At 71.2% G+C, this 20992-nt stretch carries 18 protein-coding genes; 7 read left to right on the forward strand and 11 right to left on the reverse strand.

Translation table 11 applies throughout. From position 1 onward, the window contains the following. Positions 1 to 51: 51 nt before the first annotated feature. Entirely contained in the window at positions 52 to 1182 is a 1131-nt protein-coding gene (locus JUB13_RS06400) for a site-specific DNA-methyltransferase (RefSeq protein ID WP_207477949.1), read from the forward strand. Here JUB13_RS06400 and JUB13_RS06405 read toward each other — a convergent pair. After that, on the reverse strand, positions 1151 to 1750 hold the full coding sequence (locus JUB13_RS06405) for a MarR family winged helix-turn-helix transcriptional regulator (protein WP_207477950.1): 600 nt from the start codon (positions 1748 to 1750) through the stop codon (positions 1151 to 1153). The two genes, JUB13_RS06400 and JUB13_RS06405, sit on opposite strands and share 32 nt — an antisense overlap. A 320-nt stretch (positions 1751 to 2070) precedes the next feature. Here JUB13_RS06405 and JUB13_RS06410 point away from each other — a divergent pair, with 320 nt between their 5' ends. Continuing rightward, on the forward strand, positions 2071 to 3096 hold the full coding sequence (locus JUB13_RS06410) for an NADP-dependent oxidoreductase (protein ID WP_207477951.1): 1026 nt from the start codon (positions 2071 to 2073) through the stop codon (positions 3094 to 3096). Between the two features lie 75 nt (positions 3097 to 3171). Here JUB13_RS06410 and JUB13_RS06415 read toward each other — a convergent pair whose 3' ends face one another. Continuing rightward, positions 3172 to 3606, reverse strand: coding sequence for a GFA family protein (locus tag JUB13_RS06415; RefSeq protein WP_207477952.1), 435 nt, complete (start codon positions 3604 to 3606; stop codon positions 3172 to 3174). A 318-nt stretch (positions 3607 to 3924) separates the two neighbouring features. Here JUB13_RS06415 and folB point away from each other — a divergent pair, with 318 nt between their 5' ends. Next, on the forward strand, positions 3925 to 4311 hold the full coding sequence (folB, locus tag JUB13_RS06420) for a dihydroneopterin aldolase (protein WP_207477953.1): 387 nt from the start codon (positions 3925 to 3927) through the stop codon (positions 4309 to 4311). Between the two features lie 33 nt (positions 4312 to 4344). Here the strand turns inward: folB and JUB13_RS06425 are convergent, their stop codons facing one another. From JUB13_RS06425 to mutY, 6 genes are all read right to left on the reverse strand, one after another. Beyond that, the gene (locus JUB13_RS06425) at positions 4345 to 5292 is read right to left on the reverse strand and encodes a UDP-glucuronic acid decarboxylase family protein (protein ID WP_207477954.1); all 948 of its coding nucleotides are present in this window, start codon (positions 5290 to 5292) and stop codon (positions 4345 to 4347) included. A 47-nt stretch (positions 5293 to 5339) separates the two neighbouring features. Next, on the reverse strand, positions 5340 to 6725 hold the full coding sequence (pgmG, locus tag JUB13_RS06430; RefSeq protein WP_207477955.1) for a phosphoglucomutase/phosphomannomutase PgmG: 1386 nt from the start codon (positions 6723 to 6725) through the stop codon (positions 5340 to 5342). A gap of 73 nt (positions 6726 to 6798) precedes the next feature. Further along, positions 6799 to 8226 carry a mannose-1-phosphate guanylyltransferase/mannose-6-phosphate isomerase gene (locus JUB13_RS06435; protein ID WP_207477956.1) on the reverse strand — a complete coding sequence of 476 codons (1428 nt, stop codon included), beginning with the start codon at positions 8224 to 8226 and terminating at the stop codon, positions 6799 to 6801. Positions 8227 to 8379: 153 nt separating this feature from the next. Continuing rightward, entirely contained in the window at positions 8380 to 8886 is a 507-nt protein-coding gene (locus JUB13_RS06440; RefSeq protein WP_207477957.1) for a hypothetical protein, read from the reverse strand. Positions 8887 to 8946: 60 nt separating this feature from the next. Beyond that, positions 8947 to 9783: a DUF1194 domain-containing protein gene (locus JUB13_RS06445; protein WP_207477958.1), complete on the reverse strand. Its 837-nt coding sequence runs from the start codon at positions 9781 to 9783 to the stop codon at positions 8947 to 8949. 50 nt (positions 9784 to 9833) lie between these two features. After that, positions 9834 to 10916 carry an A/G-specific adenine glycosylase gene (gene mutY / locus JUB13_RS06450; protein ID WP_207477959.1) on the reverse strand — a complete coding sequence of 361 codons (1083 nt, stop codon included), beginning with the start codon at positions 10914 to 10916 and terminating at the stop codon, positions 9834 to 9836. Positions 10917 to 11012: 96 nt separating this feature from the next. On the opposite strand from mutY, the gene JUB13_RS06455 reads away from it, so the two are divergent. The 3 genes from JUB13_RS06455 to smc all read left to right on the forward strand — a co-directional run bounded on the left by JUB13_RS06455 (position 11013) and on the right by smc (position 15806). Continuing rightward, positions 11013 to 11471 (forward strand): DUF721 domain-containing protein, encoded by a 459-nt coding sequence (locus JUB13_RS06455; protein ID WP_207477960.1) that lies wholly within the window; start codon positions 11013 to 11015, stop codon positions 11469 to 11471. An 83-nt stretch (positions 11472 to 11554) separates the two neighbouring features. Continuing rightward, positions 11555 to 12331, forward strand: coding sequence for a DsbA family protein (locus tag JUB13_RS06460; protein WP_236024752.1), 777 nt, complete (start codon positions 11555 to 11557; stop codon positions 12329 to 12331). Positions 12332 to 12344: 13 nt separating this feature from the next. Then, positions 12345 to 15806 carry a chromosome segregation protein SMC gene (gene smc / locus JUB13_RS06465; RefSeq protein ID WP_207477961.1) on the forward strand — a complete coding sequence of 1154 codons (3462 nt, stop codon included), beginning with the start codon at positions 12345 to 12347 and terminating at the stop codon, positions 15804 to 15806. Positions 15807 to 15827: 21 nt separating this feature from the next. On the opposite strand, the gene JUB13_RS06470 is transcribed toward smc, so the two are convergent. Next, complete coding sequence (locus JUB13_RS06470; RefSeq protein ID WP_207477962.1) at positions 15828 to 16016, reverse strand: hypothetical protein; 189 nt, start codon at positions 16014 to 16016, stop codon at positions 15828 to 15830. A gap of 316 nt (positions 16017 to 16332) precedes the next feature. On the opposite strand from JUB13_RS06470, the gene JUB13_RS06475 reads away from it, so the two are divergent. After that, the gene (locus JUB13_RS06475) at positions 16333 to 18408 is read left to right on the forward strand and encodes a methyl-accepting chemotaxis protein (protein ID WP_236024753.1); all 2076 of its coding nucleotides are present in this window, start codon (positions 16333 to 16335) and stop codon (positions 18406 to 18408) included. Between the two features lie 51 nt (positions 18409 to 18459). Here the strand turns inward: JUB13_RS06475 and JUB13_RS06480 are convergent, their stop codons facing one another. Continuing rightward, positions 18460 to 19926 carry an ATP-binding response regulator gene (locus JUB13_RS06480; protein ID WP_207477963.1) on the reverse strand — a complete coding sequence of 489 codons (1467 nt, stop codon included), beginning with the start codon at positions 19924 to 19926 and terminating at the stop codon, positions 18460 to 18462. Positions 19927 to 19945: 19 nt separating this feature from the next. After that, complete coding sequence (locus JUB13_RS06485; RefSeq protein ID WP_207477964.1) at positions 19946 to 20626, reverse strand: LuxR C-terminal-related transcriptional regulator; 681 nt, start codon at positions 20624 to 20626, stop codon at positions 19946 to 19948. Positions 20627 to 20992: the final 366 nt, after the last annotated feature.

Below are 20992 nucleotides of genomic sequence, written 5' to 3' on the forward strand. Positions count from 1 at the left end.
GCGTCAAGATTTGGATTGACGCCGACTCGGCCGGGACTCATTCTCCGCGCCATGAAGCTCCGCGCCGTCGACCCAAGCCCCGTCCCCTTCGAGCCCGACCGCATCCTGGTCGGCGACTGCGCGGCCCTGATGCAGGGGCTTCCCGCCGGCATCGCCGACCTCGTCTTCGCGGACCCGCCCTACAACCTGCAGCTCGGGGGCGAGCTGCTGCGCCCGAACCACACCCGGGTCGACGGGGTGGAGGAGGACTGGGACCGCTTCTCCGACTTCGAGACCTACGACCGCTTCACCCGCGACTGGCTCGCGGGGGCGCGCCACGTGCTCAAGGACGACGGCGCGCTCTGGGTGATCGGCAGCTACCACAACATCTTCCGGGTCGGCGCGATCCTCCAGGACCTCGGCTTTTGGATCCTGAACGACATCGTCTGGCGCAAGATCAACCCGATGCCGAACTTCCGTGGGCGGCGCTTCACCAATGCCCACGAGACGCTGATCTGGGCCGCCAAGTCGCGGGACGCAAAGTATCATTTCGCCTACGAGGCGATGAAGAGCCTGAACGACGATCTCCAGATGCGCAGCGACTGGCTGTTCCCGCTGTGCACGGGGTCCGAGCGGCTGAAGGACGACAACGGGGAGAAGGCGCACCCGACCCAGAAGCCCGAAGCGCTGCTCTACCGCATCCTGATGGCGGCGACCGAGCCCGGGGACCTGGTGCTCGACCCGTTCTTCGGCACCGGCACCACCGGCGCCGTCGCGAAGCGCCTGGGCCGCCGCTGGCTTGGCATCGAGCGCGAGCACGCCTATGCCGGCCTCGCGGCGCGGCGCATCGCCGCCGTCCAGGAGGCGCCGGAGAAGGATGTCCTCTACGCGCCCAGCAAGCGCCAGGCGCCCCGGGTCCCCTTCGGCTGGCTGGTGGAGCGCGGACTGCTGCACCCCGGCACGCTGCTGCAGGACCTGCGCCGCCGCCACAGCGCACGGGTGCGCGCCGACGGCACGCTGATCTCGGAGAACGCCCTGGGCGCCCATGCCGGCTCGATCCACCAGGTCGGGGCCGCCGTCCAGGGCCTGCCGGCCTGCAACGGCTGGACCTTCTGGCACTTCGAGGAAGGCAGCGAGCTCGCCCCGATCGACCTGCTGCGCCAGCGCCTGATCACCGAGATGCGTCAGGGCGTCCAGAACTGACGGCCGTGCCCGCCCCTGGATGCGGGGCGGCTCCGTCGCTTCGCATGGACAGGATGATGCCGAGCAGGCGCAGCAGCGTCTCCCGGCCGCTCGCGCCAAGCGCCTCCTCGATGCGTCTTTCGTGCAGCGCCTGCAGTCGCAGCGCCTCGGCCAGCGCATGGCGCCCCGCATCGGTCAGCACCAGCGCATAGGAGCGTCGGTCGTTCGGCACCGGCTCGCGCAGCGCCAGCCCGAGGCGCTCGAGCTCGTCCACCATCGCGACGAAGTTCGTCCGCTGGATTCCCAGAACCGCGCTGACCTGCGACTGCTTCAGTCCCGGATTCCGGTCGATGACCAGGAGCACGCTGAATTGCGCGGGCCTCAGGCCGAGGGCCTCCAGCGAGCGCGAGAAATCCTCGAGGACGCGTGTCTGGGCTTGGCGCATCACGTATCCGACGGTAGTCGCGAGCCCGCCCATGTCGACAGCCTGGTCGTCGGGTCCGCGGGGCTCCGGGCTTCGGCCCGCCTCGTCGGCGGGTGCCGCAAGAGGCCGGCGGCCCGGCCCCGGGGGCTTCCCTGTCGCGTTCATCGACATTCCCTCCCCCTTCGCCACGCGGGATCGCCCGCGCCGGCCCTATTTTTATAATTGTTAAACTTTATGAGGAGTCGGCACTCGGAGGAAGACCGATCGAAGCTGCCGACGGTATAGGGCGGCGACTCCTGCCCGTCCGTCACCACAGAAATCGAAGCCGGTCCGGCACCGCGGCATCGACGAAAGCGTCCGCGTCCTGTTGGTGGTCCACCACAGGCTGCAAGCGCGCGTCTCGGGCCCTGGAGCAATCCCGGGGTCGCAAGACGGCCCGCCGATGCGGCCCGCGGAACCGCGCCACCCGGAGACGAGAAAGCGCCGTGACCGATCCCCTGAACCGCCGCATCGTGCTCGCCTCGCGGCCGCGAGGCCGGCCGAGCGCTGCCGACTTCCGCCTGGAGGCGATCCCCGTCCCGCAGCCCGCACCGGGTCAGGTCCTGCTGCGCACGCTCTGGCTGTCCCTCGACCCTTATATGCGCGGCCGAATGAGCGATGCGAAATCCTATGTGGATCCGATCGCCGTGGGCGACGTCATGGGGGGCGGCACGGTTTCCGTCGTGACGGCGTCGCAGCATCCCGGCTACGCGGAGGGCGACATCGTGCTGTGCCGCTCGGGCTGGCAGGAATACGCGCTCTCGGACGGCACGGACCTGCGCAGGCTCGATCCCGAGGCGGCACCCGTCTCGACGGCGCTGGGGGTCCTCGGCATGCCCGGCATGACCGCCTATGTGGGTCTTCTCTCGATCGGCGAGCCGAAGCCCGGCGAGACGGTCGTCGTGGCGGCTGCGGCGGGGCCGGTTGGATCGCTCGTCGGGCAGATCGCAGGCATCAAGGGATGCCGTACGGTCGGGATCGCAGGCGGCCCCGAGAAATGCCGCTATCTCCTCGACGAACTCGGCTTCGACGCCGCGGTCGACCACCGGGATCCCGCCATGGCCGAACGGCTGGCGGCCGCATGTCCCGATGGCATCGACGTCTACTTCGAGAATGTCGGCGGCGCGGTCTGGGACGCCGTGCTTCCGCTGCTCAACGCCTTCGCCCGGGTGCCGGTCTGCGGCCTCGTCGCGCATTACAACGACACCGGGCTACCGCCGGGGCCCGATCGCTCGCCCCTGCTGATGCGCGCCATCCTCAACAGGCGGCTGATGCTGCGCGGCTTCATCGTGGGCGACTTCGCGGCGCAGGCGGACGCGTTCCGGCGCGATGTCGGCGGTTGGCTGAAGGAAGGGCGGATCCGTTATCGCGAGGACGTCGTGGACGGGATCGAGAACGCGCCGGATGCGCTCATAGGCCTGCTCGAGGGCCGCAACTTCGGCAAGCTGCTGGTCCGGGTCGCGGCCGCCTAGGCCGCGCCCCCGATCTCCCTGGCTCCCTCGGAACCGGCGCCCGCCAGCGCGCCCCTTCTCTTGCGCCAGGACGGGTCACTCCGGCAGCAGCTCTCCGGATCCGCCCATCTCCGCGGGGAAGTCCTTCTGCTTGGGCAGGCCGTCCCGCATCGGAAGCACCGTGCTCGCATAGTTCACGTGCAGGGCTGGCCTGAACGGAAGGTCGGGGAGCACCGCGGCAGCGACGTCGGTCACGCCCCATATCGGATGCTCCGAGAGCAGGTGGCCGCCGCAGGTCCTGCACCATTTGCGGATGCTGTTCTCCGTCTTCTGGTAGCTGCCGACGTTCTCCGCGCCCCTGGTGATGCGCACGGCTTCGGGCGACCAGATCGTGAACGCGTTCACCGGGCCGGCGGACCATGCACGGCAGTCGGCGCAGTGACAGTAGCCCATCACGTCCGGCTCGCCGGTGACGGTCACCTCGACCGCGCCGCAGAAGCATTGGCCGGAGTGGACGTTTTCATTGCTCATGGCTTGTCCTCCCACGCTGATCGTCCATCGTTCTCGAGGCGCATGGCAGGGCCTCCGGTCTTCACCGGCCCGCATCTGCCGCCGCGGCGCCGGGCAGACAGCGGAATCGCGAAGGATCCAGGCAGGCTGCCGGCCCCGGGCAGGCTACGGTACGCCCGATCCGGCGGCGCGGCGCGATCTCCTTGGATGCATGCGCCCGCCTCGAAACCGCCGGGCTGAAGGTGCAATCTTCCCTGCACGGCACGGCCCATGCCCATCGCCGCCCGGATCGGCCGGTCTTTCCTTGGCCCGTCCAGGGCGAGGTGCTACATCCCGCCCATGGACAAGCCCACCAGCACCGCTGGCCCCACGCCGGCGCGCGTCTTCGTCCGCGATCTCGTCCTCGATGCCCGGATCGGGGTCTACGAGCACGAGCGGCAGGGCCCGCAACGGATCCGCGTCGGGATCGACATGGCCGTCCTGCTGGACGGGCTCGGCAGCGACCACCTGTCCGATGTCGTGTCCTACGAGGACGCCGTCATCGCGGCCCGCGAGGAGGTCGCGCGCGGCCATGTGAACCTCGTGGAGACGCTGGCGCACCGCATCGCCGAGCGGTGCCTTGCCGACCCGCGCGTGCGCTCCGTCCGGGTCCGGATCGAGAAGCTCGATGTCTTCCACGACGCGGGCGCCGCCGGCGTCGAGATCGAGCACGTGCGCGCGGACTGAGGCTGCGCGGGGGCTGAAGGCCGCGCCGGAGACTCAGACGATCAGCGAGCGGAAATGCTCGATGGTGCGCACGAGCCCCTGCTCCAGCGGGATCCGCGGCTCCCAGTCGAGGAGCTGCTTGGCCAGGGTGATGTCGGGGCGACGCTGCTTTGGGTCGTCCTGGGGCAGCGGCAGCGAGACGATCTCCGACTTGGAGCCCGTCATCGCGATCACCTTCTCGGCGAGCTGCCGGATCGTGAACTCGCCGGGATTGCCGATATTGACCGGCCCGGTGACCTCGTCCGGCGTCGCCATCAGGCGGATCATGCCCTCGATCAGGTCGTCGACGTAGCAGAAGGACCGCGTCTGGCTGCCGTTGCCATAGACCGTGATCGGCTGGTTCTGCAGCGCCTGGACGATGAAGTTCGAGACCACGCGTCCGTCGTTGGGATGCATGCGTGGACCGTAGGTGTTGAAGATCCGCATCACCTTGATCGGAACGCCGTGCTGTCGGCGGTAATCGAAGAACAGCGTCTCGGCGCAGCGCTTGCCCTCGTCATAGCAGGAGCGCGGGCCGATCGGGTTCACGTTGCCCCAGTAGCTCTCAGGCTGCGGATGGACCGAAGGGTCGCCGTACACCTCGGAGGTCGAGGCCTGCAGGATCCTGCAGCCCAGCCGCTTGGCCAGGCCGAGCATGTTGATGGCGCCGTGCACCGAGGTCTTGGTGGTTTGGACCGGGTCGTGCTGGTAGTGCACGGGCGAGGCCGGGCACGCCAGGTTGTAGATCTCGTCGACCTCGATGTAGAGCGGGAAGGTGACGTCGTGCCGGATCACCTCGAAGTAAGGATTGGCGATCAGGTGCGCGATATTGTCCCGCTGGCCCGTGAAGAAATTGTCCGCGCAGATCACGTGATCGCCGGCGGCCAGCAGCCGCTCGCAGAGATGCGAGCCCAGAAAGCCCGCCCCGCCGGTCACCAGTACGCGCTTTCTAGCCTTCAGCATCTCGATCCTCTTCTCGGGCGGCTACGGGCTTGCGTCGACGTGGCCTGTCAGAAGCCCTCGGGCGCCGCGACGCCCGACCGGCCGAGCTGATCCTTCACGACGTCCTTGAGCCTCTCCAGCCCGTCGGGCGAGGCGGATTCGGCGCGGACCACCAGCACGTCCTGGGTGTTGGAGGCGCGCAGGAGCCACCAGCCGTCGGGCGTGCTGACCCGGACACCGTCGGTCGCGTCCACCTTGGCGCCCGCCTCGGCCAGGCGTGCCCGGACCTCCTCGACGACGGCGAACTTCCGCTCCTCGCTGACCTGGAAGCGGGTCTCGGGCGTGTTCAGGACGGCGGGTAGCCGGTCCTTGAGCGCGGACAGGGAGACGCCACCCTTGGCCAGCAGCGAGACCAGCCGCACCCCGCAATAGAGCGCGTCGTCGAAGCCGTACCAGTCCGCGAAGAAGATGTGCCCGCTCATCTCACCGGCGAGGGGCGCCCCCACCTCCGCCATCTTGGCCTTCAGCAGGGAATGCCCGGTCTTCCACATCAGCGGCTTGCCGCCCAGGCGCGCGACCTCGGCGAAGAGCGTGTCCGAGGACTTCACGTCGGCGATCACGATGCCGCCGGGCTTCTCGGCCAGTACCTCGGCCGCGTAGATGGCGACGAGCTGGTCGCCCCAGACGATGCGCCCGAGCCCGTCGATCGCACCGATCCGGTCGCCGTCACCGTCGAAGCCGATGCCGAGGTCGCAGCCATGCTCCGCGACGGCCTTGCGCAGATGCACGAGGTTCTCGGGCACCGTGGGATCGGGGTGATGGTTCGGGAAGTTGCCGTCGATCTCGTCGAAGAGCAGCACGTGCTCGCCCGGCAGCCTTGCGACCAGGCGGCGCAGCACCTCGCCGGTGGCGCCGTTGCCAGCATCCCAGGCCACCTTCAGCCCCTTTGGGGCCCGGTACTGGGCCGTCAGGCGCTCGACATAGGTGTCGCGCAGGTCGATGCGGCTCTCGGAGCCCTCGCCGCGGGCATAGGCCCCCGCGGCGGCGATGCGGCCGAGCTCCTGGATGGCATCGCCGTAGACCGGTCCCTTGCCCAGCATCATCTTGATGCCGTTGTACTCGGGCGGGTTGTGCGAGCCCGTGATCATCAGCCCGGCCGCGGCCTCGCGGTTGCGCACCGCGAAATACAGCATGGGCGTCGGCCCGAGGCCGATGCGCTCGACCCGGAGGCCGGTGGAGACCAGACCTTCCACCGCGGCGGCTTCGAGCGCGGGGGAACTCAGCCGTCCATCGTAGCCGACGCAGACCAGCTCGCCGCCCTGGCGGCGGACGATGGTGCCGAAGGCCCTGCCCACGGCCCTGGCGTCGGCCTCGGTCAGGGTCCGCCCGACGATCCCGCGGATGTCGTATTCCCGCAGGACCGTCGGATCGAAGCGATGGATATCGGAGTTCAACCTGGCATTCCCTTCTTCCGGGCCCCTCCCCGGGGGACCCTCCTCAGAACCGGCGCCCGCGGACCTGCCGTCCTCAGACCCGCCGGTAATCGTCCTCGATGCGGACGATGTCGTCCTCGCCGAGATAGGTGCCCGACTGGACCTCGATCAGGTTGAGCATCACCTTGCCCGGGTTCTCCAGCCGGTGGACGCAGCCGAGCGGCAGGTAGACGGACTCGTTCTCGCGGACCAGCAACGTCTCGTCGTCGCGGGTGACGATCGCGGTGCCGGTCACGACGACCCAGTGCTCGGCCCGGTGGAAATGCTTCTGGAGCGACAGCTTGCGTCCGGGCTTCACCGTGATCGCCTTGACCTGGAAGCGGTCGCCCGCATGCAGCGTCTCGTAGGCGCCCCAGGGCCGGTGCACCACGCGGTGATCGGCCGTCTGATGGCGGCCGGAGGTCTTCAGCCGCTCGACCAGGCGCTTGACGTCCTGGGCGTGGTTGCGGTCCGTCACGAGGACCGCATCCTTCATCACCACCACGACGGCGTCCTTGAGGCCTACCACGCCGGTCAGCACGCCGTCGGAACGGACGTAGCAGTCCTGCGATCCCTCGAAGACCACGTCGCCGATGCCGATGTTGCCCTGGTCGTCGCGCCCGCCGATCTCCCACAGCGCCGACCAGGCACCGATATCGGTCCAGCCCGCGCGCAGCGGCACGACCGCCGCGTTGGCCGTGCGCTCCATCACCGCGTAGTCGATGGAGATGTTGGGCGAGGCAGCGAAGGACGGCTCGTCCAGGCGCAGGAAGTCGAGGTCGCGGCGCCCCTTCGCGAGCGCCTCGCGACAGGCCTTCATCACGCCGGGCTCGAAGCGCTCGAGCTCCTCGACGAAGGTCGAGGCGCGGAACAGGAACATCCCGCCGTTCCAGAAATACTCGCCCGAGGCGACATAGGTCTCGGCGACGTCGGCGGGCGGCTTCTCGACGAACTTCGCGACGCGGAACACGCCGCTGTCGCCCCAGGCTTCGCCGCGGCGGATGTAGCCGTAGCCGGTATTGGGGCCCGTCGGCTCGACCCCGAAGGTGACCAGCGCCCCCTGGCAGGCCGCCGCGCAGCCCTTCTCGACCGCGGCGCCGAAGGATTCCGCATCCTCCATGTGATGGTCGGCCGGCAGCACCAGAAGCAGGCAGTCGGGGTCCTTTTCGCGCGCCAGCTCCGCCGCGATGGCGATGGCGGGCGCCGTGTTGCGCCCGCAGGGCTCAAGCACGATGGTCTCGGGCGTGCAGCCCATCTGCTGGAGCTGCTCGCCGATGATGAAGCGATGGGCTTCGTTGCAGACCACGATGGGGTTCGAGACCTGCGGCCTCCCCAGCACCCGCGCCACCGTCTCCTGCAGCATGGACCGCTCGGACATCAGCGGAAGAAGCTGCTTCGGATAGTTCTCGCGCGAAAGCGGCCAGAGACGGGATCCCGAGCCTCCGGAGAGGATCACCGGAACGATGGTTGCGGAAGCGGTCACGTCGGGGTCTCGTTCAATAAAGGAGCACCGGCAGGTCGGTGATAGCCGCTCGCCGCCTGCTTGTCACGTTTCATGAAGGACGCACGCGCTCATTGAAACCCGGCCTCGCCCGCGGCGCGACGCCCGATTCGGGGCACCCCTCAGATGCCCGTCTCAGATGCCCGTCCGGGGGAGCAGCGGCAGGACCGTCGGCGGTGGCAGGCCCGTCGCGCTGGCGATGTCGCGGGCATAGGCGCCGCGGACCGGCGCGACCGCGAGGTCGTGGGAGCTGCGGAGCTCGTCGAGGCGGGCCCGCTCGGCAGGGCTGAGGGGCCGGCCCAGCAGGGTTTCGGCCAGGGGAGGATCGATGGCGCCCGTGCTCAGGTCGCGCAGCATCTCGGGCGAAAGCCCCAGCAGCCCGGCGACCGAATGCATGAAGACGAGGTCCTGCTCGCGCAGGGCCGAAACGGCACGGCGCCCGGCATCCAGGCAGCGCGTCCGCTCGGCCCCGTCCAGCGGACGGCCGAGCAGCCCCTCCAGCTCCGTCAGGAGAATGGACAGGGCCGACGGCTCCTGAGCCCGGGCGGCGCTCGGCGCCAGGGCACCCAAGGTGGCGAGCGCGGCGATCAGCGCCGCCGCAACGGCGACGCGCAGACGGTTCAAGCGAAGAGGCGCCCCCATGCCGTCCTCCCTGTCTTCCGCTGGGCTGGGCGCGGAGCGTCGCAGATTACGGAAAAACGATCAACGATTCCGGCGAGCGCCCCGAAGGGAAGCCGCAATGAGCCGCGAAGAACCAACCGGCTCGGGTGCGAGGGCGGCGAAATCGGCGCCTCCCTCGACCGGCCGCACCTGGACCATCTCGGCGATCAGCTTCTGCACGAGCGCCTCGGCGAAGCTCTCCCGGCTCTCGGCCGTACGCACGAAGGAGCCGGGGCCGCCGATCACGCTCTCCGCGAAGTAGCCCTCCAGCCAGTCGTACTCGTCCAGGATCACCAGCGCGTTGACCGTGAGGCCATCCGCCACCGCGCGGTCGCGGGCGGCCTCGACGGGGGCCCCGCCATTGGAGAAGCCGTTGCTGACGATGTCCACGGTCCTCTGGGCGCCGGAGAAGCCGTTCCCCGCGAACATGGGCCGAATCGCATCGAGCGCGCTGCCGATGGCGGTGCTGCCCGCGCCTTCGGGACGCGCGATCGCCTCGACGCGGTCAGCGAAGGCGCGGGCATCGGCGGCGCCGCGCACAAGCGTCCAGGGGACCAGCACCCGCGCACTGCCCGGCCCCGAGAAGCCGATCACCGCCACGGCGACCCCCGTGCCGCCGCTGGCCTCGATGGCCTGGATCAGCCGCGGGTCCCGGAAGGCCTGGGCATGACCGCGGAACTGGAAGTCCATCGCCCCGCCCGAGATGCTGGCAGACACGTCCACGGCGAGCGCCAGCTCCAGGGCCACCGGCTTGCCCGGCGCAGGGTCGGCGCCTGGCGCCGCATGCGCAGCGCCCGCGCCGCCCAGCGCGGCCGCCGCCCCGGATGCGAGGAGCACCGCCAGGAACGCCAGCCGCGCCGCAAAACAGGAAAGCCTCACGATTCCCTCACCCATCCCAATTCGCAGCGCGTCCGTCCCGGCCCCGACCATCAGGTCTTGGAAAGCGCATGGCGCACGACCTTCATCATCACCGTCGGCAACGCGAAGTCCGCGAGCCGGTCCACCGGGGCCCAGACACCCTCGACCGCGCGCCAGCCCTCGCCGGCCACGGCCGCGGCGACCACGAGTTCCAGAGGAAAATGGGTGAATGCATGGCGCACGACCCCCGGCAGCGGCCGCCAGGCCGTAGCGGGCGGGACAGCGACCGGGGCTGCGACGATCGCATCCGCAAGCTCCGGCGCCGGGCCGGCCAGCCAGGGCGTCGAGGGAACCTCCATCATCCCGCCGAGCATGCCCTCCTCAGGTCGGCGGCGCAGCAGCACCGCTCCCTCGGGGTTCACCAGCCAGAAGGCGATGCCGCGGCGCACCGGGCGCTCCGCCTTGGCGGCCTTGCGGGGCAGGTCCTCCTGGATGCCCAGGGCCCGGGCGCGGCAGGCGTCCGACCAGGGGCACAGGATGCAGCGCGGCCTGCGCGGCACGCAGATCGAGGATCCCAGATCCATCAGGGCCTGGGCGTAGTCGCCGGGCCTGAGATCGGGCGTCAGCGTTCCGGCGAGCCGGCGGAGCGTCTCCTTGGATCCCGGAAGCGGGTCCTCAACCGCGAAGACGCGCGAGATCACGCGCTCGATGTTGCCGTCCAGCACGGCCGCGGGGCGGTCGAAGGCGATGGCGGCGATCGCGGCCGCGGTGTAGGCGCCGATGCCGGGAAGCCGGCGCAGCGCCTCCTCGGTGTCCGGAAAGCGGCCGCCATGCTCGAAAGCGACGACCTGCGCGCAGCGGTGCAGGTTTCGGGCGCGGGCGTAATAGCCGAGCCCGGCCCAGGCATGGAGCACCGCGTCCAGATCGGCGGATGCCAGCGCCTGCACCGTCGGCCAGCGCTCGGTGAAGCGCTGGAAATAGGGCGCGACCGCCTGGACCGTGGTCTGCTGGAGCATCACCTCCGACAGCCAGACTCGGTACGGGTCCGCGACCTCCCCGGGACGGGCCCGCCAGGGCAGGTCCCGGCGGTGGCGGTCGTACCAGGCGAGCATGCGGGAGGAAAGCGCTGATGCTTCAGAGATCGGGCTGTCCATGCGGGTTGTCGCGGCGGGAAGGGTCCTTTAACTATGGTGCCTGCAGCCTCCGCCCCCAAGCCCGCCGTGCGGCGCCCTGACCGAGGAGATCCGGCCGTGCCCGGCCCCCGCCCGCTGTCCCGAGTCGTCCCAGCCGTCGCATCCCAGGCTCTGGGCAAGAAGGGTCAGGCCTTCGGCGCGCTCCTGGGCGACTGGGGAACGGTGATGGGTTCCGATCTCGCGGCGCGCGCCGTCCCGGTCAAGCTGACCTTCCCCGCCGGCCGGCGCGAGGGGGCGACGCTTCTGGTGCGCGCGCTCGGACCCGCGGCGCTCGAGATCCAGCACGCGGAGCCACAGCTCGTCGAACGGATCAACGGTTTCTTCGGATATGGCGCCGTGGCCCGGCTGAAGATCGTCCAGGCCGCGCCGCCGCCACGGCCCGCAAGGCGGATCAGGCCGGTGCCCGCCGCCGAGGATGACCGCATCCGCAAAGCCGCCGCAAAGGTGGAGGACGAAGGCCTGCGCGATGCGCTGGTCCGCCTGGGCCAGGCGATCGCTTCACGCGGGGACCGCTGACCGGCCGAAGGTCTTGCTCCGGCCGGAGTGGTCTCGTTATAGTTACAACATGTGGTAGGCAGGAGGCGATTTTGCGCCGATATATGTTGATCGTTGCGGCCGTGGTGGTTGTGGTCGCGATCGCCGCCCTGGTCGGCCTGCGCGGGGGCAGCGGCAGCCGCACCGCGGAGGTGATCCCGAGCCAGCCGGCCGGCACCGCTGCCGTGCCCGCCACGCCGGCGCCCGCGGCGCCCGCGCCCGCCCCGGCAGCGACGCCCGCGCAGACCGCGGCCGCGCCGGCAGCGGCGCCCGCCGCGCGGCCGGAACCCGGTGCGCCGCGGACCACCGAGGACATGCTGAAGGACCGCGTCCTCGGCAGCCCGGACGCGGCCGTCACGATCATCGAGTACGCCTCGCTGACCTGCCCGCACTGTGCGGCTTTCCATGCGAATACCCTGCCCGAACTGAAGAAGCGCTACGTGGATACCGGCAAGGTCCGGATCATCTTCCGCGACTTCCCGTTCGACGCCGCGGCGCTCCGTGCCTCGATGCTGGCGCGCTGCGCCGCGCCCGAGCGCTATTTCGGCGTGCTCGACGTGCTGTTCCGCAGCCAGGAGACCTGGTCGCGGGCCCAGGATCCCTTGAAGGCGCTGTCGCAGACCGGACGCCTTGCCGGGGTGGGCCAGCAGGAGTTCGACGCCTGCATGGCCAACGAGGCGCTGCTGAACGGGATCGTGAACATCCGCATGGAGGGCGAGCAGCGCTTCCAGGTGAACTCGACCCCGACCTTCGTGTTCCGCCGCGGCGACCGCGAGGAGAAGTTCTCCGGGGCCCAGTCGATCGACCGCTTCGCCGAGGTGCTCGGCCGCCTCGGGGCCTGAGGCGGCAGGGGCCGTGCAGTTCGTCAAGCTCCGCCTCTCGGGCTTCAAGTCCTTCGTCGACGCGACGGAGCTCGTGATCGAGCCCGGCATGACAGGGATCGTGGGCCCGAACGGCTGCGGCAAGTCGAACCTCGTCGAAGCGCTCCGCTGGGTCATGGGGGAGACCTCGGCCAAGCGCATGCGCGGCGACGACATGGACGACGTGATCTTCGGCGGCACCGACAGGCGGCCGGCGCGGAACGTGGCCGAGGTCTCGCTGCTGATCGACAACAGGCGGCGCACGGCCCCAGCGGGCTTCAACGAGTTCGACGATCTGGAGGTGATCCGCCGGATCGAGCGCGGCTCCGGATCGGACTACCGGATCAACGGCAAGTCCGTCCGCGCGCGCGACGTCCAGCTCCTGTTCCAGGACAACGCCTCCGGCGCGAACTCCCCGGCCCTGGTCAGCCAGGGCCGCATCGGGGCGCTGATCAACGCCAGGCCGACCGAGCGCCGCTCCATCCTGGAGGAGGCGGCGGGCATCACCGGCCTGCATTCCCGCCGCCACGAGGCCGAGCTGCGCCTCAAGGCGGCGGAGCAGAACCTGGTCCGGCTCGACGACGTGATCGCGGCCATGGACACGCAGCTCGGCGGGCTGCGCAAGCAGGCCCGCCAGGCCAGCCGCTACCGGAACCTGTCCGAGCATATCCGCCAGGCCGAGGCGGCCCAGCTCCACCTGCGCTGGATCGCGGCCCAGACGCAGCTCGCCCGCGCCCGCGCCGGCTTCGAGGCGGCCGAGGCGACCGTGCGAGAGCTGATGGCGCGCGCGGCGCACGAGACGGCCCAGCGGACCGACGCGGCCGCCGGACTTCCCGAGCTGCGCCGCGCCGAGCAGGCCGCTGCGGCGCAGCTGCAGCGGCTGGTCGTCGAGCGCGAGCAGCTCGATGCCGAGGAGCGCCGCATCGCCGAGGCGCGCACGGCCAACGAGCGCCGGCTTGCCCAGGTCGCGACGGACCTGACGCGCGAGCGGGCGCTGTCGGAGGATGCGGGCGCCGCCCTGGCGCGCCTGACCGAGGAGCGCGAGGGGCTCATCGAGGCCCAGGGCGAGGAATCGCTGGCCGAGGAGGAGGCGCGCGCTGCGCTCGATGAGGCGCGGGAGGCCGTGGACGCGCTGGACCGCGAGCTTTCGCGCCTGACCGAGCAGGCCGCCGCGGACGAGGCGCGCCGCGCCGCCGCGCAACGCGAGGCCGCCGAGCTGGAGCGCCGGCGCGAGACCGCCGCGAGGCGCCTGGACGAGACGCGCCGGCAACGCGAGCAGCTCGAGGCCGAGCTCGCGGCGGCGGGCGACCTGGGCGAGGCCGAGGAGGCCCTGGCTGCCGCCGAGGAAAGGCTGGAGATCGCCCGCGAGCAGGCCGAGGGCGCCGAGCAGGCCCGGGCCGCTGCCGAGCGCGACGCGGCCCGCGCGCGTGAGGCGCTGCAGGCCGCCGAGGGCACCCAGGCGAAGCTGCGCGCCGAGGAGAAGGGCCTTGCCGAACTGCTGGCCACCGCGGGCGGGAAGCAGTTCCCCCCGCTGGTGGACGCGCTGACCGTCGAGCCCGGCTGGGAGGCGGCGCTGGCCGCCGCGCTGGGGGACGCGCTGACGGCCCCGCTCGATGAGGCGGCGCCCGTGCACTGGCGCACCCTGCCCGCCTATGCCACCCCCCCGGCCCTGCCCGCCGGGGCGGCCCCGCTGGCGGCGCGTGTGCGTGCGCCGGCGGCGCTGGAGCGCTGCCTGGCACTGGTCGGCGTCGTGGCGGACGAGGCGTCCGCCCGCGCCATGATGGCGGGGCTGCAGCCCGGCCAGGTTCTGGTCGGCCGCGAGGGCGGGTGCTGGCGCTGGGACGGCTTCTCGGTGGCGCCCGGGGCGCCCACGGCGGCGGCCGTCCGGCTGCGCCAGCGCAACCGGCTGGCCGAGCTGCGCACCGAGATCGAGGCTGCGGCGGACGGGCTGGTCGCGCTGCGCGACGGGCTCGAAGCCGCGCGGCGCGCCGGCGAGCAGGCCGCCGACGGCGACCGTGCCGCGCGCGAAGCCGTGCGCGCCGCTTTCGCAGAGACCGGCCGTGCCCGCGAGGCGCAGGCGCGCCTCGCGCAGGCGACGGCCGCCTCGAAATCCCGCCTGGGCGCCCTGGACGAGGCCGTGGAGCGGCTCGAGGGCGATCTGGAAGAGGTGGCGGCGCTGGCGGTCGGGGCACGTTCGGCCTTGATCGAGCTGCCTGAGCCGGCTGCGGTGCGCGAGGCGGTCGCGGAGCTGCGCGCCAGCCTGGCGGAACGCCGCGCCGATCTCGCCAACCGGCAGAACGCCCTGGACCGGCTCGCCCGCGAGGCGCAGGCGCGGCGCCAGCGACTGGGCGCCATCGAGGCCGAGGCCCAGGGCTGGCGCTCGCGCTCCGTCGGCGCCGACGAACGCCTGGCGGAGCTGCGCGAGCGGGCTGAGCAGGCCCGCGCCGAGCTGGAGACCCTGGCCGACCGGCCCGCCGAGATCGCGGCCGAGCGCTCGGCCCTGCTGGACCGCATCGCGGAAGCCGAGCGTAGCCGACGGCGCGCCGCCGACACGCTGGCGGAGGCCGAGCGCAGCCTTGCCGAGGCCGAGCGCCGCCTGCGCCAGTCCGAGACCGATCTGGGCTCCGCCCGCGAGGAGCGCGTGCGCGCCGAGGCGGCGGTCGCCGCCGCCATGCAGGCCGGCGAGGCCGTGCGCGAGCGCATCGTGGAGCGGCTGGAATGCACGCCGGAGCAGGTGCGCGAGCTCGCCGGCTTCGATGAGGGCGAGCCCCTGCCCGAACTGGCCTCGGTCGAGCAGAGGCTCGAGCGGCTCGTGCGCGAGCGCGAGACCATGGGACCGGTGAACCTCCTGGCCGAGCGCGAGGCGTCCGAGTTGGAGCAGCAGATCACCGCCATGCAGACGGAGCGCGAGGACCTGACGGCGGCGATCGGGCGGCTGCGCCAGGGAATTTCAAGCCTGAACAAGGAGGCGCGCGAGCGGCTCCTGGCGTCGTTCGAGACGGTGGCCGGCCATTTCGAGGAGATGTTCACGCGGCTCTTCGGCGGCGGAAGGGCGCAGCTCAAGCTGACCGAAGCCGAGGACCCGCTGGATGCGGGGCTGGAGATCTACGCCAGCCCACCGGGCAAGAAGCTGCAGATCCTGTCGCTGCTGTCGGGCGGCGAGCAGGCCCTGACCGCCCTTGCCCTGCTCTTCGCCGTGTTCCTGACCAACCCTGCGCCGATCTGCGTGCTCGACGAGGTCGACGCGCCCCTCGACGAGGCCAATGTCGACCGCTTCGTCGCCATGGTCGAGGAGATGGCGCGGCGCAGCGGGACGCGCTTCCTGCTGATCACCCACCATCGCCTGACCATGGCCCGCATGGACCGGCTGTTCGGGGTCACCATGGGCGAGCGCGGCGTCAGCCAGCTCGTCTCGGTCGACCTGAACGCGGCGGAGGAGCTGCGCGGCGCGGCCTGACGCCGGCCGGGCCCGGCACCCTCAGGCTGCCTCGGCTTCGCTGCGGCGGCTGCGGACGGTGCGGCTGCGCTGTTCGGCGTAGGCGCGGAACAGGGCGGGATCCTCGAGGATCTGCCGGGCGCGCTGCGCCTTGCGGGGGTCGCTGTGGTTGGCGAGCTGGCGCAGCGTGTTGGCCGCGATACGGAATTCGACAGCGAGATTGCGCGTCATCATCGCACTCCTGCAGGTTCGGTGTTTCGAACGCAGGCGGACGATGCCGGGCACCGTCCGCCTAACTGGACGGACTGTCGTCGCTCACGAAAAGCTCCGGATGGAGTGCGGACCGGCGGACGCAAGCGCCCCGTCTTCGCACGGATGCCAGATACCTATGCCTTTACAACGGCGCGGGCAAGCCCGCCGTTGCAGCGCACCCGTGATTTTTTACCGCAGGGGCGCCGGAGCGCCGCCCGTAGCAAGGATCGCGATTCCCGGATAAATAACGGCAGGCGCATACCCCTTATGCCATACCTCTTTCGTGAAGGCCGGCATGTCGATCCGCGGTTTCATCCTGTCCGTCGTGGCCGCGCTGGGGGCGCTGGTGCTCCTCGCGACCGCATGGATCGCCAGCGACTCTTGGCAGCGTTATGCCGGTGCTGCCGCGGTGGCCGAGGCAAATCCAATCGCCGACCAGCTGCTGCTGGCGGCGGGACACTGGGCGCTGGAGCGCGGCGCCACGAACTCCGCCCTCGCGGCGCCGGCACCAGCCGGCCCCGAGACGCTGGCGCTGGTCGGCCAGCGACGGGCCGCGGCCGAGGATGCCTATCTTGGTGCAGTAAAGGCCCTGTCGGCCTCAGCCGAGTTCGAGGGAAAGGACGCGGCCCTGCGCGAGGTCGCCTCGAGCGCGGCCGCGCTCGAGGCGCTGCGGCGCAGGGTGGACCGCGATCTCGTCCTGCCGAAGGAGAAGCGGGACGCGGAGGTCGCCAAGGCCTGGTTCCCGACTGTCACGCGCCTGATCCAGGGCAGCCAGGATCTGCGGCTGGAGATCGGTCAGGCCAGCCTGGAACGCCAGGCGCTGGTGGCCGACCTGCAGAACCTCCGGCATTTCGCCTGGGTGGTGAGCGAGTTCGCCGGGCGCGAGCGCGCGCAGGTCGGCGCGGCCGTGGCCGCGCGGGAGGCGCTCGGACTTGACCGAACCGCGCTCCTGTCCGGCTTGCGCGGCCAGGTCGAGCTTGCCTGGAGCATGGTCCAGATCCTGTCGCGCCATGCGCAGCCCCCCGTCGCGGCCGAGGTCGCCAAGGTGCAGGCCGCCTTCTTCGAACAGTTCGAGCGGACCCGCCGGGATGTCTATGCCGCCGCGGGCAGCGGGGACTATCCCATGCAGGGCCCGGCCTGGATTGCGGCGTCGACCCGTGGCATCGACTCCATCCTGGAGCTCCAGAAGGTCGCGACCGCCGCGCTGGCGGCGGAGGTCGAGGCATCGTCCGGCGCCGCCCTGCGGCGCATGGTCCTGGCCCTCGGCGCGCTCATCGCGGGGGGCGCTCTGATCGCCATGTCCCTGGTGCTGGTCCGTCGGCGCATCCTGGCCCCGCTGCGCGGCATGACGGACGCCATGGCGGCGCTCGCGGCCGGCAACCATGCCGTCGCGGTTCCGGGAACCGGGCGGCGCGACGAGATCGGGGCGATGGCCTCGGCCGTCCAGGTCTTCAAGGAGAACGCCGCGGACCGGGCGAGGCTGGAAGCCGAGCAGGCCGCCCATGCGGCGGCCCGCGAACGGCGCACCGCCACGATCGAGCAGCTCGTCGCGCGGTTCGACAGCGGCGTCGGCAACATCCTGCGAACCGTGTCCTCCGCCGCGACCGAGCTGGACGCGACTGCGCGGGGAATGGCCGAGATCGCCGAGCAGACCAACCGGCAGGCCAGCGGCTCGGCCACGGCGGCCGAGCGCACCTCGGAGAACGTTCAGACCGTCGCCGCGGCATCCGAGGAGATGGCGGGATCGCTCCAGGAGATCTCGCGCCAGGTCTCGCGCTCGACGCAGGTCACCGGACAGGCCGTCGGCCGCGCGGAGCGCACCGATGGGACCGTGCGCGGCCTGGCCGAGGCTGCCGGGCGCATCAAGGATGTGGTCGCGCTGATCCAGGCGATCGCCTCGCAGACCAACCTGCTGGCCCTGAACGCGACGATCGAGGCGGCGCGCGCCGGCGAGGCCGGAAAGGGCTTCGCCGTCGTGGCCAACGAGGTGAAGTCACTGGCCGATCAGACGGCGAAGGCCACCGAGGAGATCTCGGCCCAGGTCGCCGGCATCCAGGATGCGACCGCCGATGCCGTCGGCGCGATCCGCCAAGTCGGCGAGAGCATCCGCGAGATGAGCGAAATCACGACGATCATCGCGGCGGCGATCGAGGAGCAGACAGCGGCGACCGGCGAGATCTCGCGCAGCGCCGTGCAGGCGGCGGCCGGAACGGCCGAAGTATCGGGAAACATCGCGCAGGTCACGACCGCGGCGAGCCAAGCCGGCGCCGCGGCAAGCCAAGTGCTGGGCGCGGCCGGGGAGCTCGCGCGACAGTCCGAGACGCTGCGGACCGAGGTCGAGCAGTTCCTCTCCGCGATCCGCGCCGCCTGATCGGCGGCCCATCTTTACCGACCGCGCCGCCTGACGGCGGCGCGGGGGACTTCAGCGCGCCACGACCTCGATCAGGCGCGTCTCGAGGTCCTCGGGCACCAGGGGCAGCGTCAGGAAGGGATGGCCCGACAGCACCATCTCGCGCTGGCGCAGCGGTTCCATGCTGGCCGAGGCGAGCAACGCCCTCGTCTCGGCCCCGCGCTGGGCGAGCACGTTGATCAGCCGGCGGAGCCGCAGCGTCCCGTCCGCGACCCGGTCGTGGATCAGGCCGCACAGCACGATGTCGGGCTCGGCATCCTCCTCGAGGAGGGCGACGGCCTGGGCCTCGTCGGTCGCGACGACCACCGTGCAGCCGAGGCGCTCCATGGCCTCGACCGGCACCGGCTCGTCCCCGGCGAGCACCAGGACGCGGCGGCCGGACAGCCGCGCCCGCGGCGTTGCCGTCGCCGCGGCGGCGAGCGGCACCGCGATCGAGAAGACGCTTCCGTGGCCCGGGCGGCTGCAGACCGCGAGCTCGTGGTCGAGCGCGCGCGCGACCCGGTCGACGATGGCGAGGCCCAGGCCAAGCCCGCCGGGGTGCTCCAGCGTCGAGCGCGTGCTGCGGAAGAAGGGTTCGGTCAGTCGCTCGACCTCGTCGGCGGCCACGCCGCGGCCGGTGTCGTGAACCTCGAGCCGGAGGCGCCCGCCGACGCGTCGGCAGCCGAGCACCACCCGCCCCTGCCGCGTGTAGCGGACGGCGTTCGAGAGCAGGTTCCGCGCCATCCGCTCCAGAAGCTGCGGATCGGTGCGCACCAGCGCCGAGCAGGGATAGACCGAGAAGCTCAGCCCCTTGGCGGCGGCAAGGGGCGCGAACTCGATGGCGAGGCGCGTCAGGATCCCGTTGACCGGAACCTCCTGCAGCTCGACGCGTAGCGAGTTCGTGTTCAGGCGCACGAAGTCGAGCTGGTTGTCGACCATCGTCTTGATCGTCTGGACCGCGTTGTTGATCGCGTCCAGCATGCGCCGGTCCACCTCCTCGGTAATCCGCTGCTGGAGCGCCGCCAGCAGGAACAGGATCGCCGAGAGGGGCTGGCGCAGGTCGTAATTGGCCGTCGCCAGCGCCCGCCGCTGCGCGTGGAGCGCGCGTTCAAGCTCGGCCCGGGCACGGTGCGCATCGTCGATGTCGGTGTTGGTGCCGTACCAGAGCGAGCCGCCCTGCGCTCCGCCCGGGAAGGGCGAGGCCGCGATCACGAACAGCCGCTCAGTACCGTCCTCGCCCACGAGACGCGCCTCGACCTGAAACGGCACGCCGCGCTCGGCGGCCGCGTCCCAGGCCGTGGCGACGCGCTCCGCGTCCTCCTCCGCCACAAGGCGCAGGAGCCGGCGGCCCGCCTCGTCGAAGCGCCGTCCGAAATACGCGTCCAGCCGCCGGTTTGTACGGTGGATTATGCCTTCCCGATCCGCGATCCAGACCTGGTGAGGGAACTGGTCGAATAGCGCATCAAGGCTGGCCGCGTCGAAGTCCGGGATCGGCTTCATGCGCTCGCCATTCCGCGCCTCAGCCGGCCGATCTCTGGCGAACCACCGCGAACTGCTCCGGGGTGAAGATCAGGTGCGGGTTGCGCGCCGCCCAGAGCGCGGCCTGGGTACGGTTGCGGACCTTGAGCTTGCGGAAGATCGAGTGGACGAGAACCTTGACCTCACCCTCGTCCAGGCGGGTGAAGGTGGCGATCTGCATGTTGCTGCAGCCCGCGCGGAGATAGCCCAGCAGCAGCTTCTCGGTGCCGGTCAGCGCCCGGCCCGGACGGCCCTCGGCCGGGGGCTCGGCGTTGGCGATGCGCGCCAGCACCTCGGTCGCCTCCGGCGGGAAGACCTTCTCGCCCATGGCCACCAGCATCACGCAGCGCGAGATCTCGGCCGGCGCCTGGTCGGTCAGGACGAGCCCGTCGATGCCGGACTGGACGGCCTTGATCAGCCGGTCGGGCGAGCAGTCGTCCAGCACGGCGACGATGCGCAGGCTGGGGTTCCGGTCGCGCCACAGACGGATGCGCTCGAAGCTGTTGTCCGTGTCGTTGACGCTGACCATCAGGAGGTCCGGCGCCAGCTCCTCGATACGTGCCGGCTCGAGCTCCGCCAGACGGGCGACGCTGCCCACGATCTCGAGATCCTCGACGGCGAGCAGCTCCTTGAGCATGAGCCGCATCACCGTATTCGGCTCGACGTGCAGCAATCGGATCATCGTTTCCCCACTGCTTCGGATGTCCCGAGATTTCGACGCCGGAAGGATGTCGGCACCGCCTCGGCTTCACAAATCAGCATAGGGGGAAGTGGCCCCTCTTCCGGCGGGACATCCTAGCGATATCGGCGCCGCCTCTCCCGATAGGACGGGGTACCAGTCGGGTGTTCCCGGCGTGACAGGGAACAACCCGCCTGGGAACCGCGGGGGCTAGGGAAAGCGCCCTTCCGCTAGTGGACTCCCACTTTTGCACCGCGGTAGGAACCGGATGCGATGGCGCGCCGTTGCTGAAAAGGGTGAGCGCCGTCACAGACGCGGTGGTCCGAGGAGCGCAGGGTGTTGCGACCTCCGACGCCGTCCGACCACAGG

Origin of the sequence: Arenibaculum pallidiluteum (assembly GCF_017355985.1) — a bacterium.
Lineage (GTDB): Bacteria > Pseudomonadota > Alphaproteobacteria > Azospirillales > Azospirillaceae > Arenibaculum > Arenibaculum pallidiluteum.